The following is a 13803-nucleotide window of genomic DNA, read 5'->3' as shown; positions in this document are numbered from 1 at the left end:
AATCCACAATCCAATTCTATCAAAAATATCAAATCATTCGTCACTGTGCAACGCCTATTATTTTTGATTAAACTAGAATTTACGCAAAATCAGAGCGTTATACGCACTTCTGTGATATAATGTGCGTTGCAAAACAGCCTGTAAGTATGTCTATCCGTAAGTCATGATGATATCATTTCTCTCATTACCCCTCAGAACTAATCAACTCCCGATACACTCCCTCTTCCTGCAACATTTCCTCATGAGTACCGCGCTGCACCACCTCGCCATTTTCCAAGACAATAATCTCATCGCAATCACGAATGGTACTCAACCGATGCGCCACAATAATACAACTACACCCCCGACTCTGCAAATTATCAACAATCATTTTCTCTGTTTCCGCATCCAAAGCACTCGTTGCCTCATCCATTACTAATATTGTGGGATTATTTACCAAAGCACGAGCAATTTCTAACCTCTGTCTTTGACCCCCACTTAAGTTTGCTCCTCCCTCCAATAACTCACCATCGTATCCACCAGGAAATGCCATCACTGCTTCATGGATAACGGCATCTTGACAAGCTTTCATCAGTTGAGTCGTTGATATTGTCGGGTTCCACAAAGTTAAATTATCGCGCACCGTGCCACCAAATAAAAATATTTCTTGTTCCACCATCGACAGAGAATGAGTTAATACTGTGGGCGAAATATTCTCTCTGGGAACACCATCAAACAAAATTTCTCCCTCCCACGGTTGATACAAACCACAGATTAATTTGGCGATCGTCGATTTTCCCGAACCACTACCACCAACTAATGCTATCTTTTGCCCTGGTTGCAACGACAAATTCAAATCTATGACTAAAGGTGGATCTACCCGTGAATAGCCAAATGTAATATTCCTTAATTCTACATAACCCTTGAGTTTTGAGTCTTCAAATACTTGCTCTTTTTCCCCTTCAGCTTTTTCCCCTTCAGCTTCTTCCTGGGTCTCATTACTCAATACATCATCAAGTCGATTCAAATCTCCTTCTAATTCCTGGAGAGTGCTGCTAAAACCAACCAAAGTATTTACAGGTTCCTGAAAATTTAACATCAAACTCTGAAATGCTACCAACATTCCAATACTCAGTTCCCCTTCCATGACTCGCAAACCACCTACGACTAATACCAATACTGATGTTAGGGATGATAAAAATGTTGGTAAAATCTCTAAAGCTTGATTTGTCACTTCCAACTGTTGTTGAGTATTCACAGTTTTCGCATAATATCCAGACCACCGAGAAAAAAAGTCTGACTCCAGCGCCGATGCTTTTAGGGTTTCCATACTTTGCAACCCCGCAATACTTGCCCCCGCAAGTTTACCTTCGTCTTGTACTAACCGCATATTGGCATCTACCCGTTGCCGAGATACCCACTGCAAGGCTAAGATATTTACCGCAGCAAAGCTAATTCCGATTAAAGTTAGTACGTGGTCGTAGGCAAACATCACCAACCCATAAAATACTATCATCACTGTATCAATAACTGTAGTTGCTAACTGACCGGAAAGCACCTGGGCAACTTCATTATTGATATTGACGCGATCGCTAATTTCTCCAGCATATCTTTGGGCATAAAATCCTACTGGTAGTCGCAGAACATGCCACATAAACTGACTAGACATGCCTACAGATAATTTAATCATTAATTTTCTCAGGTAGCGTAGTCGCAATAAAGTCAGTAAAGTTTGTAATATCATGGCGATCGTCATTCCCAAAACTAGGGGACGCAACCAGTTAGTACGATTTTCCACAAGAATATTATCAACAAATATCTGGCTAAATACTGGTACTGTCAAACCGGGAATTACTAGCAGAAAGCCTGCTATTATACAATAAATTATTGCGCCTAAAGATGGTCGGAGTCTTTGATATAATAATGGGATGATGCTTGGTTTACGACCACTTTTTTCAAATTCATCTCCGGGTTCGATAGTGAGGATAACTCCGGTAAAGCCTTCATCAAATTCATCCCAGGAAACTTTGCGAGGTCCGGTAGCAGGGTCGTTGAGGAAAACTTGATGTTTGTTAAATCCTTCTACGACTAAGAAATGATTAAATTCCCAAAATACAATGTAGGGGGGAGATATTTCGTCAAGTTGATCGAGGGTTTCTGCTTTGAAACCATTTGCTTCCATTCCGTAATTTCTGGCAGCACCAACTATTTTAGATGCTTTGCTGCCATCGCGGGAAACTCCACATTCTTGTCGGAGTTTGGCAAGAGGTACAATGCGACCGTGGTAAGCGAGGATGATACTGAGGGCAGCAGCACCACATTCAACGGCTTCCATCTGAATAATTGTAGGGGTTTTGACTCTTTTTTTTTCATTTGACTTAGAAAGAAGAAGTAATATTATGTCCGGTTGAATAGTTATAAATAATGAGGGATCACTCAGGAGTCAGGAGTCAACCCACCCCTCGCCCCTCCCCCTCCCAGGAGGGTAACTCAGGAGTTAGGAGGGAAGAGTAGAAGAAAGTTTTTTGATTACTAATTATCCGTTAGCGCAGCTCCCCTGGAAGGGGGCACATGATATAAGGGTAGTCCTAAAGATGTCAGGATATTAGTTCTTACATCCCTTTAATGATCGGAAGGTAGACTAGAAAAATTATTACTTGTTTACCACTACCGATATAAGAAGCAGTACTATAAATAGCTACAAACTTAATTTGATTACTCTATTTAAACATCCGATCGTTACTCAAGTTATAATACGGATTTTAACTGGTCAATTTTCACTGGTTTAGAAATATAATTATTCATTCCTGAATTTAAACAAATTTGGCGATCTTCTTCCATTGCATTTGCAGTCATAGCGATAATATAAGGTTTTTGGCTATCTGGAAAATGTTGACGAATCCAACAAGTAGCTTCTACCCCACTCATTTGTGGCATTTCCATATCCATTAAGATAATATCATAGGATTTACAAGGACTAAAAAGGGGGAAAGAATACTTCTTTTGATTAGAGAATAGCAAAAAATAAATTATTCAATTTTTGGACTACCCCTACTCCCTTAAATTCAGTGCAATGAAATATTTTTTGACTCGGAAGTCCCTTACTTATTAAACTAACATAATAGTAATTAATCGACTCAAATTGAAAACGCAAAGCAAGTGATCGCCAATTAAATCTGAAGAATAGTAAACTTCTATCTAGGGTTTGCTGAAAAAGTCTTTTTGTAGGGGGTAGGAGGACTGAGTCAGGAGGAATAATTGTCTGATATTTGTCTCTCTAGGTTTGCTGAAAATTTGATCATTTTCAGCTTTTTGGAACGAAAAACTTGCATTTTTTCCGTAAAAAGGCTAAATTTATTACAAATAAAGGCTTTTTAGAGTTATATCATGTACCCTTGAATACTTATACTTTGGTGGAAAGAAGGCAGAGGGCAAAAGGCCTTTATGTTCAAGGGTTTCTTCCAATTGTGACTTAATTCTATACACAAACGATGCTACCGGACATGATATTAATCAGCAAATCCTATCTATTCTATAATTACTTATTATCTCCCCTTAATTAGGGATAGAACTTCGTTCCGTGCTCCGCGTTACATGTCGCATTTGCGTTTTGCTGGCGCACAACTGCGTTAACGCTGCGCGACATTTTTCCCCAGCATGACCTTAGCGCAGCTCCGACCCAGGAGATAGGATGCGTTGTGCGCCAGCTAAACAAAAAACTTTCTCCGATCTTTCTTTGTCTTCTTTCCTTCTCGTTCCCTGTCTTGAACGCAATTTTTCCTTCTTCCCTCTTCCTTCTTCTATAATTTTCCTAATCCTAATAATGTACGCTAATATAACAAAAAGTTAACATTATATGTATGTCCAAAAAAAATGGACTCAAAACTTAAATATGGCAGTTAAAGTAGGAGATCGAGCACCCAATTTTACCTTACCATCCCAAGACGAAACCCCAGTTTCTCTATCTAACTTCCATGGTAAGAAAAATGTTGTCGTTTATTTTTATCCCAAAGACGACACACCTGGATGCATTAAAGAAGCTTGTGCATTTCGAGATAAATATCAAGTCTTTACAGATGCTGGTGCTGAAGTGATTGGTATTAGTGGAGACTCTCAACAGTCTCACAAACAATTTGCTAGCAAGTATAATTTACCCTTTACTCTTTTAAGCGATACTAGCAACAAAGTCAGAGAATTATATGGTGTTCCTGCTACACTTTGGATACTGCCGGGTAGAGTTACTTACGTCATAGACAAAGAAGGAATTATCCGTCATATCTTTGACTCTATGCTCAATTTTGAAGCTCACGTTGAAGAAGCTTTAAAAACATTAAAAGCAATACCTGCCTCAAGAAGCTAGAAGGCTTTCATCAGAGACTTACGCAAAATTCTCTATTATCCCATAACCGCAGTTTAGGGCGCATTGCAACGCACCCTGCAATTAGAATTTTTGCGTAAGCTCTAATTGTTAAAATGAATCACTCAGAGATTAGTGAATATACCAAAGAACAAGTTGCTTAGGACATAGACTGATGATGAACCTCAGATAGGAAAATTTTTTCCCCCTGTTCCCTATTCCCTATTCCCTATTCCCTATTCCCTATTCCCTATTCCCTATTCCCTGCTATAACTCCAATTCTGATATCATTCTAAACCTGAGCAGATTCAATACCTGCTACTTCATCAGTATTATGAGCTGCCTTCCCATTGCTACTATGACCATTAGTAGGTCGTGGTTGAATTAAACCATAACCACCATGATGATAACGTTTGTAGATCACATTAATTTCGCCTGTTGCAGCATTGGAAAACATATAGAAATCATGATCGATAAATTGTAGCTGCTCTAGTGCTTCTTCTACCGTCATCGGAGACATAGCAAAATATTTCGTCCGTACTACTTCACTAGGTAGCTCCGGTTGGCGATCGCCAATCAAATCCTGCTCTACTGGTTGTGATTCAATCATCTCAACAGTTTTAGCTTTACTCACCTTGGATTGACGCTTTTCTTTATACTTTCTTAATTGGCGTGCAATTTTATCTGCTACTAAGTCAATACTAGCATACAAATTCTCGCTACTTTCTTGGGCACGAATGACTGTACCGTTAGCGTAGATAGTTACTTCTGCTGTCTGCTTAGGATTTATCCGTGGGTTTCGAGCTACTGACAGATGTACATCTACCTCTGTAGTGAGTTGTTGAAAATGGCTAACTGCTTTTTCAATTTTTTGATTAACATACTCGTGAATGGAATCGGTTATTTCTATATTCTTACCCTGGATAACAAGCTTCATAAGCTCCCTCCGCTAATGTTTGGGATTTACTATTTAGAGTAGCACTTTGTATTCTCCCTAACATCCTATCTTTAAAATCCTTTGCATCCCTTGACATTTCTTGATTTTTTTTGCTTGAATTTAGCTAAATTTACAAGGGTAAATTTACCCTTGATTGTTTGGATAATTCACAGTACCCAAACTGACTCCTAACTACTCTAGCTATATAACTCAACTATTAGATATTGGTATTTCATCACATTGTCCACTTCAAAACTCTCTAACATGCTTTCTCAAGATAATCCCAAGTTACCTCCCCCTTGCCATTTAATTTGTCCAGGATTAATCAGTTACTCAGTGGCCTGGGAATGGCAACAATCACTTGTCCAACAACGTCGTAATTGTCCAGAATTGACTGATGTCCTAATATTATTAGAACATCCACCAGTTTATACTTTAGGACAAGGGGCCACATTAGATTTTCTCAAATTCGATCCCAGTCAAAATGAATATGAACTTTACCGAGTGGAGCGAGGTGGGGAAGTTACATATCATTGCCCCGGCCAACTGGTGGGTTATCCTATTCTCAATTTACGACGTTATCAGCAGGACTTACATTGGTATCTACGACAACTAGAAGAAGTATTGTTACAAGTGTTAGATGTCTATGGTCTCGATGGTGAAAGATATCCAGGTTTAACAGGGGTTTGGTTAGAGGGAAGAAAAATAGCAGCTATGGGGATTAAAGTTAGTCGTTGGATAACTATGCACGGTTTTGCTCTAAATGTTTGTCCAGATTTAGTTGGTTTTCACAGAATTGTACCTTGTGGTATTTCTGATAAATCTGTAGGTAGTCTGGCAGAGTTTATTCCTGGTATTACTATAGATGAAGTCCTTCCTCAAGTAGCTGCTGCTTTTACTAAAGTATTTGGAGTCGAGTTAATTTGCTATTCGAGTTAATTTGCTATTAATTTTAAAAAGTGTTTCGGTCTATAATGCGGAGCAAACAGCTTATCGGCAAGGGGATGCGCGACCCCTCCTCAAATTAAACGACAAGCTAGAAGTCGGGGATTTAAACCCAAGCTTTCGTGCTGAAAGCTGAGTGCTGAAATGTTGATAGCTAGTTAAAAAGGTATAGGATCAGAGTCGTCTGGAGGTGATTTCTCTTCTGGTATATTTGGTTTTGATTCTTCGTTGAAAGTAGAGCTACGACGAGACTTTAAATCTACAACATTATTATAGTTTTGCTCTTGTGGTTGTGTCTGAGTTACAGTTCTTTTACTAGGTTGATTTTTGGATGTTTGACTATCATCTTGAGTCATAGCTTCAGGACTAACAGGATATATTCTGGAAGCTGTTAATTCAGCTCGTTTTTCTTTAAAACCTTCTGGTCGTTCAATAGTATTCATATTCAAGCGACCTTCCACAATTACAACATCTCCTTCGTGGTATTGTTGACTAACTTGTTGAGCTAAATCTCTCCATGCTACTACTTTTAGTACAGCAGGTTTTTTTTCTACTCCTAAATTAGAAAATTCCACCATCATTTCTGCTACTGGTAATTGAGCATCTGCTGTGTAGCGAAGTTCTGGATCTTTGATAATTTGTACCATCAATATACAGCTATTCATTTTAATTTTTAACTATGACTAATTGAACAAAGTAAAAAGTAATAAGTAAAAAAATTGTAGGGGCGGGTTTAACCGAAAGCTTTGACTTAAGCACAATGAGTTCTAATAACCCGCCCTCTAATATTGAGTTTATTTCTGCTCACCTATCTTAACTTATAATCCCCTTCAAATATTGAGTTTATTTCTGCTCACCTATCTTAATTATAATCCCCTTCAAATTAGCAAAAAAAAGGAAAACAAAAACAAGATAATTATAGCAATCTTATTTTAGTTTAGAAATATTGTAGATTTTAGGAAACAGGGAACAGATATGGGAGAAACACTGAAGCAATAAAACTATCACAAACGATTTAGGATTGCTATAGTAATCGAAGGAAAGGTGAGAATATATCAAAAGCTTAAAGTTCAGACAAAGCCATATTTTCCCTTCTTCTTTCTTCCTGATAATTAATTATAGTAATCGAAGGAAAGGTGAGAACATATCAAAAGCTGAAAACTCAGACAACGCCAGATTTTCCCTTCTTCTTTCTTCCTGATAATTAATTATAGTAATCGAAGGAAAGGTGAGAACATATCAAAAGCTGAAAACTCAGACAACGCCATATTTTCCCTTCTGCCTTCTGCCTTCTGCCTTCTGCCTTCTGCCTTCTTCCTTCTTCCTTCTTCCTTCTTCCTTCTGCCATACTATCAACCATTTAGTTTCTTCCCAGTCATAAATAAATTCACAAAATCATTAATTGTATTGCGGTAATCCCTCAAAGTTTTATCAACCCAATCTCGATCGTTACTATCTGCATAAATATGTACTAAGGGTTCTCCAGCATCCGGTAAAACTAATACCCAATTATCATTTTGATGATTAATAATCTTTACTCCATCAGTTAATTCTAATTTTTCTGGAGAATTAGTTTCTACTAAATACCGCATTAACGCTCCTTTCACTTTCCAAGGACAACGTACTTTATAGGAACGATGAGTAACAGCAGGAATATCCGCACTGATTTGTCCTAAAGAGCGCTCTTGAATAGTCAACATTTCTATTACTTTAGCGATACAAAACATTGCATCAAAACCAGGATGTAATTTAGGAAAAATAAATCCCATATCACCACTCCCACCTAATACCACATTATGATTAATTTGACAAGCCTCCATTAATGCCGTGGGATTTGCTTTTGTCCGAATCACATGACTATCGTGACGACGAGCAATTTGCTCTACTGCCGCAGAAGCATTTATTGGTACTACTACCGAACTGCGCGGATGAGCGGTTAACATTAAATTGACCATTAGTGCAGTTAACATTTCACCACGAATAGCAGAACCAGTTTCATCTACTAATATTAATTGTTCTCCATTTGCTGTTACTTGAACTCCTACATTTGCTTGTAAAGCTTCTACCACCCGACCTAATTGGTCTAATAAACTCTCTTTTTCTTCTTGCCCTAAAGAAGTCTCTTTTAAGCTCGCATTTAAAACTACAGCATCACAACCAAATTTAGCTAATAATTGTGGTAATACTGCTCCAGAAACACCATAACAATAATCAATTACTACTTTAGATTTACTATAGCGAATTGCCTCAGAATTAAGCAGATTTTCAAAGCCTTTGCTATAAGCATCTAATACTTCATGGCGATAAACCACATTGCCAATTTCTGGAATTTGTACTCGCCGTAAATCTTCTTTAAAATATGCTCCCTCTATCTTTTTTTCCTTCGCTTTAGAAAGATTAATTCCTTGAGAATCAAAGATTTCAATTAATATTTGGTCTGAGCGGTTAGGAGAAAGACGTACATGAATACCACCTACAAGATTCATAGTTGGTAAAATTGTTCTGGCAATAGGAATTGCAGTAGATTCTAAATTTATTACGTTCACTCCAACTGACATTAAACCAGCAATTAAAGACCGAGAAACCATCCGAGATATACTGCGTTGGTCGCGAGAAGCTGATATTGTTGAACCAGGTTTTAAAGTAGAACCATAAGCTGCTCCTAACTTCACCGCAAATTCTGGAGTAATATCTATATTTGCTAATCCCTGCACCCCTCGTTGTCCAAACAAATTTCTCTTAGCAGTTGTTCCCCAAATCAAATTAATATTCAGGGTAGCTCCAGATTCTACTTTTTTACTAGGCCATACTCTAACATTGGGACTAATTTGAGCCTCTTCTCCTACAGTAGATAATGAACCAACCACAGCACCTTCTAATACCTGAGCACGACGGTCTATCCGCGCACCTCGACAAATTACACAAGCTCTTAAATTTGCATCCTCTCCCACCAGTGCTCCATTCCAAATAATTGGCCGCTTCACATCAGCATCTGCACCAATTGTCACATTATCTCCAATCACACTACCTGCTTCAATCTGCACTCTTGGGCCAATTCTACAGTTATCTCCGATTAAAGCTGGTGTCTCAACTTTAGCTGTCCGGTCAATATAAGTATTTTCTCCTGTCCAAAGTCCGGGCGATCGCTCTTGATAAGCAAAATCAAGTTTTACTGTATGTTGAAGTGCATCATATTGAGCTTCCCGATAGGCATCTAAATGTCCGACATCACACCAATAACCTTCTGCTATATAGCCATACATTGGCTCATTTTTATCTAACAATAAAGGAAATAATTCTTTCGAGAAATCACTTTCTTGATTATCTGGTAGATAGTTTAAAATTTCTGGCTCTAAAATATAGGTTCCTGTATTAACAGTATCAGAAAATATTTCGCTGCTAGAAGGTTTTTCTAGAAACTTTTTTATCCTCTGTTTTTCATCTGTAATTACTACTCCAAAATCAATAGGATTAGGTACACGAGTTAGTACTAAAGTGGCTTTTGAATTATTTTTTTTATGAAATTCTATAGCTGTAGTTAAATCAAAATCTGTAATTGTATCTCCACTAATTACCAAGAAAGTTTCATCGAGAAGTTCAGCAATATTTTTCACACAACCAGCAGTTCCTAGAGGTTGTTCTTCCTCTATAGCATAAGTCATTTGTACTCCAAATTGACTGCCATCTTGGAAATATTCACGCATTACATCAGGCAAATAATGTAAAGTAGCAATAATTTCCCTAATTTGATGTTTTTTTAATAAATTAATAATATGTTCGGCTATTGGGCGATTTAAAATTGGTACCATTGGTTTTGGAAGATCGCAGGTCAGTGGTCTGAGTCGTGTTCCGGAACCTCCTGCCATTAATACTGCACGCATAATTCCTCCTTTGTTATTGATTTTGTCTTGCTATATATCATTCATTCATACTAATTGACACTCCTTTGATCTGATTGTGTCAGATAACAAACAATGGGTCAAAACTAATTATTTCCTCTACAGGTATTGTTTGAAAAATAAACAATACTGTCATTAAAATTTTATTTATTTACTTTGACAAAATTTTTGTTTAAATTTTTTATCTAAAATTTTACTTCAATTTTTTTTTCAAAATCAATCAAACTCCAGGAATAATCATAAATTTTAGACATAGCAATCATTATAAAAATTAAATTTTTCCCTGATTTTTTATGACTTTTCTATTCCTCAATTCCTATTAGGGGAATAGCTGTAGAAAAATTTTGTGAAAATATTATCTAATTTTAATTATGTAATCATTAAGTATATATAGTGTTTTTATTTAAGATGTAAATCTAATTTGAGATTTTTATAATAAAAATAGTTTGTCGGTCGTTCGCCTTACATCCTTGTTTTTGCTACTATTTAATTCTTTTTTTCCTCCTTTAGTATTTCCTCCATACCTTTTTCATAGCAATTGGTCTCCACATCCCAGATAAAAACGCTATAGGTCAAATTAATCTAGAAAATGATTGTTTAGAAAAAATATAAGTTAGGCAATTTTTTCCACCTCGTCTGAAATTTTGTACCTCAGTTTTATATTTTTTTACCGAAAAATTGTGGGTATGCGCCTCCCTTTTTAAGGGGATAATAAAGAAAAATTTTCATGATTAGTCAATCCTATCCGTTTTCAAGGAGAGGTAATTATTAATTATTAATTATTAATTGTTGAAACCCACCTACTTACCTATATTACCTATATTGGTTATAATAATATGATGAATATTAAACCTAAAGTCCAATTAAAATTAATTACATAATTATATTGGGCTACACTTGAAAAATTGACCTTTTAAGAGTTTTGTGCCATGAGTACGTTAATTGGCCTGTTATTACTGGTTGTATATGGAGGTGGAATCTGGAAATTCTGGAATGGGTTTGAACAGACGAACTTTTCCAAGAACTTTCAGAATCGTTTGATATTATCTATATTGTGGCCTGTTTTATTAATTGGTAACAAATCTTACCGTAAGAACTTTACAAAAGCTCTGAAAGGTTCTAGACGATAGAGAAATAAATGTCCAAAAAAAAGTCTGCCTTGTCCTCAGATGGGGACCAATCTTCCTGGTTCGCTCAAAAAAATTTAGATAATTGGCATACTCAAATCATCGCAGTACAGAGTCGCTTTGATCGAGATTACCGAGGAGAGTCTTTTGAGTTACCCTCGGAAATTGAAGCAATGCCAATATTTCATGATTATGCCTCCGGTAATCTCACAGCAAAAATAGTTTCACCTTTTTGGGAAATAGCTAAACCTAAGAAAAATCAAAAATGTTTGGATATTGGTTGTGGAGTGAGTTTTTTAATTTACCCTTGGCGTGATTGGGAAGCTTTTTTTTATGGTCAAGAAATTAGTACCATTGCCAGAGATAATCTTAATCACCGAGGCTCTCAACTAAATTATAAACTATTTAAAGGAGTAGAATTAGGACCTGCTCACCAATTAAATTATCAAGCAAATGAGTTTGACTTAGCGATCGCTACAGGCTTTAGTTGTTATTATCCCATAGATTATTGGGAAGAAGTACTTAAGGAAGTAAAACGCATTCTTAAACCTGAAAATAACTTTGTTTTTGATGTGCTTAACCCAGAACAACCATTAGCAGAAAATTGGGCAATTTTAGAAACTTATTTAGGAGCAGAAGTATTTTTGGAACCTTTAGAAAATTGGGAAAAAATGATCGACGCTATGGGCGGAAAAATAGTAAGGCGACAACCTGGAGAATTATTTCAAATGTATAAAATCAAATTTTAATTAGTTAAGAAGTTTGAATGGGAGATTGCTAGTGCAGGATGGCAGAAATAAGTGACCAGTAGAAGCAATGCCTTCTTCCTGAGATAGAATACTCAGAAGTGTGATCGCGATCGTAAAATAAATGGTCAATAGCCAAGCTAAAAATGATCGGCATTGAGTTGGATCCTTGAGTCAGTATGACCATGAATCTGAATCTGGTTAATCATCCTCTGAAAACCCCTGAAATTTCCAGATAAAAGGTCTGGCTAGAGTACAGTTGAAATAGTCAATAAAATTCAGTATCTTCTGCTTGAGGTCTGAGGTGGAAGAGAAACTGCTACGCCGGAGTAAACGCCTGGCCAAAATAGAGAACCAACACTCAATTTGATTCAGCCAAGAAGTATGTTTAGGGATATAAACAAAGCGAATCCGGTGAGACTCGTCAGACAAAAAAGCAGCACGAGTTACCATAGACTGGAGAATACCTGATTTCTGTTTCACCCCCAAATCAGTCTGAATACCACAACCTTGAGCCACAAGACGGACTAATGATTCAGATTTATGAGTATTGAGTTGATCTACAAGAAAAATCCATCCTCCATCAGAATCAGTATCGATAGTCTGTTCAATGTGTTGCAGAAAATCAACTTCTGTGGGGGTGGCCTTAATTGAAGGGGTAATGATTTGTCCTTTGGCAATATGGCAGTTGGCCAGTAGACATTGAGTGCCATGGCGAATGTACTCAAACTCATTGCGTTCGACTCGTCCTGGCTCTATTGGTTGAGTGGGGCAAATTCTCTCATTAGCTTGGATACTCGTCATTTCATCGGTACTAATCAGATGAATTCCTTTTTCGAGTAATATCATGTCCGGTAGCATCGGTCTTGTATAGCAAAGGTAAGGAAGAAGGAAGAAGGAAGAAGGAAGAAGAAAGAGGGAAGAGGAAAGAAGGCTACCCTCGCAAGAAAAAAACCATCATTTCCTGTAGATATTCACCCTTGGGTTTACACAAACGATATAAACGGACATGATATAATTCTTGGGCCGACAGATATAACTGACAGATAGATTTAACCAGGTCGCGAAAAGCTACTGGGTCAGAGGGATTAGAGTTTAACCAGTAACGATGACGATGAGGTTGTAGAGTCGCTTCCTTTTAAAAAACGCCCCACACTGCGGGGTGAAATCTTCTCCACAATCCTTCTATCTATGGCTTCTTCTGCTAGCTCCCTTGGAGTCCAATGACTCACTGGTCTTTGAGATTGTTTTGGGTCTTCACAGGCCATTGCTACGATTTGGACTACTTGTTCCACGGAGAAAAATTTGGTTGTTCCTGGTCGGGGAGCATCACTGAGAATCTCTTCTATCAGTTTCCTTAACTTCTTGTCGCTCACCTGTTGAGTTTCAGCAATTGCAAGTTGTTCAGAAGCCTCCAACCACCTTTTTCGCCACTGCCTCACTTGCCTTCGATGTAGTTGTAGTTGTTCACTGATCGCTGTATTGTTGGTTCCAGAGGCAGCAGCTAGGATGAGTTTTACCCTTCTGACCAGGCCATAGGAATTGGTGGTCTGAAGGGTAAAACTTGCAGTAGGCTTTTCTGTCTTGGCGACAGGATTATGGATTGAGCTTTGGGGATAGGCATTCATTCATGGGGTTGACTGGGCTTATTGATTGGGCTTCCACAAATTCTAGTTTACTTCATAAATCACTTTTTTTTAGTGGTCACTTTTTGGGGCTGGCCTCTCCGATGCGATCGCACCTCTGAGTATTCTATCTCAGGAAGAGGGCATTGCTCCTACTGGTCACTTATTTCTGCCATCCTGCACTAGTT

13 protein-coding genes are annotated in these 13803 nt (G+C 37.6%); 5 read left to right on the top strand and 8 right to left on the bottom strand.

Features of this window, described 5'->3' with window-relative positions:
- Positions 1-184 precede the first annotated feature (184 nt).
- A complete protein-coding gene (locus D5R40_RS24375) occupies positions 185-2377 on the bottom strand; it encodes an NHLP family bacteriocin export ABC transporter peptidase/permease/ATPase subunit (protein ID WP_338043181.1) in 2193 nt (730 codons plus the stop codon).
- A gap of 350 nt (positions 2378-2727) precedes the next feature.
- Positions 2728-3000 carry a response regulator gene (locus D5R40_RS24370; RefSeq protein WP_275670372.1) on the bottom strand — a complete coding sequence of 91 codons (273 nt, stop codon included), beginning with the start codon at positions 2998-3000 and terminating at the stop codon, positions 2728-2730.
- Between the two features lie 871 nt (positions 3001-3871).
- On the opposite strand from D5R40_RS24370, the gene D5R40_RS24365 reads away from it, so the two are divergent.
- Entirely contained in the window at positions 3872-4339 is a 468-nt protein-coding gene (locus D5R40_RS24365; protein ID WP_124144988.1) for a peroxiredoxin, read from the top strand.
- 289 nt (positions 4340-4628) lie between these two features.
- Here the strand turns inward: D5R40_RS24365 and hpf are convergent, their stop codons facing one another.
- A complete protein-coding gene (gene hpf / locus D5R40_RS24360) occupies positions 4629-5273 on the bottom strand; it encodes a ribosome hibernation-promoting factor, HPF/YfiA family (RefSeq protein WP_124144984.1) in 645 nt (214 codons plus the stop codon).
- A gap of 264 nt (positions 5274-5537) precedes the next feature.
- On the opposite strand from hpf, the gene lipB reads away from it, so the two are divergent.
- Positions 5538-6212, top strand: coding sequence for a lipoyl(octanoyl) transferase LipB (gene lipB, locus D5R40_RS24355; RefSeq protein WP_124144983.1), 675 nt, complete (start codon positions 5538-5540; stop codon positions 6210-6212).
- A 1-nt stretch (position 6213) separates the two neighbouring features.
- Entirely contained in the window at positions 6214-6354 is a 141-nt protein-coding gene (locus tag D5R40_RS35970; protein WP_161565059.1) for a hypothetical protein, read from the top strand.
- A 22-nt stretch (positions 6355-6376) separates the two neighbouring features.
- Here D5R40_RS35970 and D5R40_RS24350 read toward each other — a convergent pair whose 3' ends face one another.
- The 3 genes from D5R40_RS24350 to D5R40_RS24345 form a co-directional block, all read right to left on the bottom strand.
- Positions 6377-6883 (bottom strand): single-stranded DNA-binding protein, encoded by a 507-nt coding sequence (locus D5R40_RS24350; protein WP_124144982.1) that lies wholly within the window; start codon positions 6881-6883, stop codon positions 6377-6379.
- A 539-nt stretch (positions 6884-7422) separates the two neighbouring features.
- Positions 7423-7578, bottom strand: coding sequence for a hypothetical protein (locus D5R40_RS37115; protein WP_192901120.1), 156 nt, complete (start codon positions 7576-7578; stop codon positions 7423-7425).
- Positions 7571-10099, bottom strand: coding sequence for a mannose-1-phosphate guanyltransferase (locus D5R40_RS24345; protein WP_124144981.1), 2529 nt, complete (start codon positions 10097-10099; stop codon positions 7571-7573). Before D5R40_RS24345 ends, D5R40_RS37115 begins: the two co-directional genes overlap by 8 nt.
- 1156 nt (positions 10100-11255) lie before the next feature.
- Between D5R40_RS24345 and D5R40_RS24335 the strand changes: the two genes are divergently transcribed.
- Positions 11256-11993 (top strand): class I SAM-dependent methyltransferase, encoded by a 738-nt coding sequence (locus tag D5R40_RS24335; RefSeq protein ID WP_124144979.1) that lies wholly within the window; start codon positions 11256-11258, stop codon positions 11991-11993.
- A 198-nt stretch (positions 11994-12191) separates the two neighbouring features.
- Here D5R40_RS24335 and D5R40_RS24330 read toward each other — a convergent pair whose 3' ends face one another.
- Positions 12192-12839: a transposase gene (locus D5R40_RS24330; protein WP_124147257.1), complete on the bottom strand. Its 648-nt coding sequence runs from the start codon at positions 12837-12839 to the stop codon at positions 12192-12194.
- A 17-nt stretch (positions 12840-12856) separates the two neighbouring features.
- Between D5R40_RS24330 and D5R40_RS35965 the strand changes: the two genes are divergently transcribed.
- Positions 12857-13003, top strand: a complete 147-nt coding sequence (locus D5R40_RS35965) for a hypothetical protein (RefSeq protein WP_161565058.1) — start codon at positions 12857-12859, stop codon at positions 13001-13003.
- 75 nt (positions 13004-13078) lie between these two features.
- Here D5R40_RS35965 and D5R40_RS24325 read toward each other — a convergent pair whose 3' ends face one another.
- Positions 13079-13618: a helix-turn-helix domain-containing protein gene (locus D5R40_RS24325; protein ID WP_124146036.1), complete on the bottom strand. Its 540-nt coding sequence runs from the start codon at positions 13616-13618 to the stop codon at positions 13079-13081.
- Between the last annotated feature and the right edge of the window lie 185 nt (positions 13619-13803).

This window comes from Okeania hirsuta, from assembly GCF_003838195.1.
Taxonomy (GTDB): domain Bacteria; phylum Cyanobacteriota; class Cyanobacteriia; order Cyanobacteriales; family Microcoleaceae; genus Okeania; species Okeania hirsuta.
The sequence above is the reverse complement of the archived record's forward strand: the minus strand, read 5'-3'. Positions and strand labels throughout refer to the sequence as shown.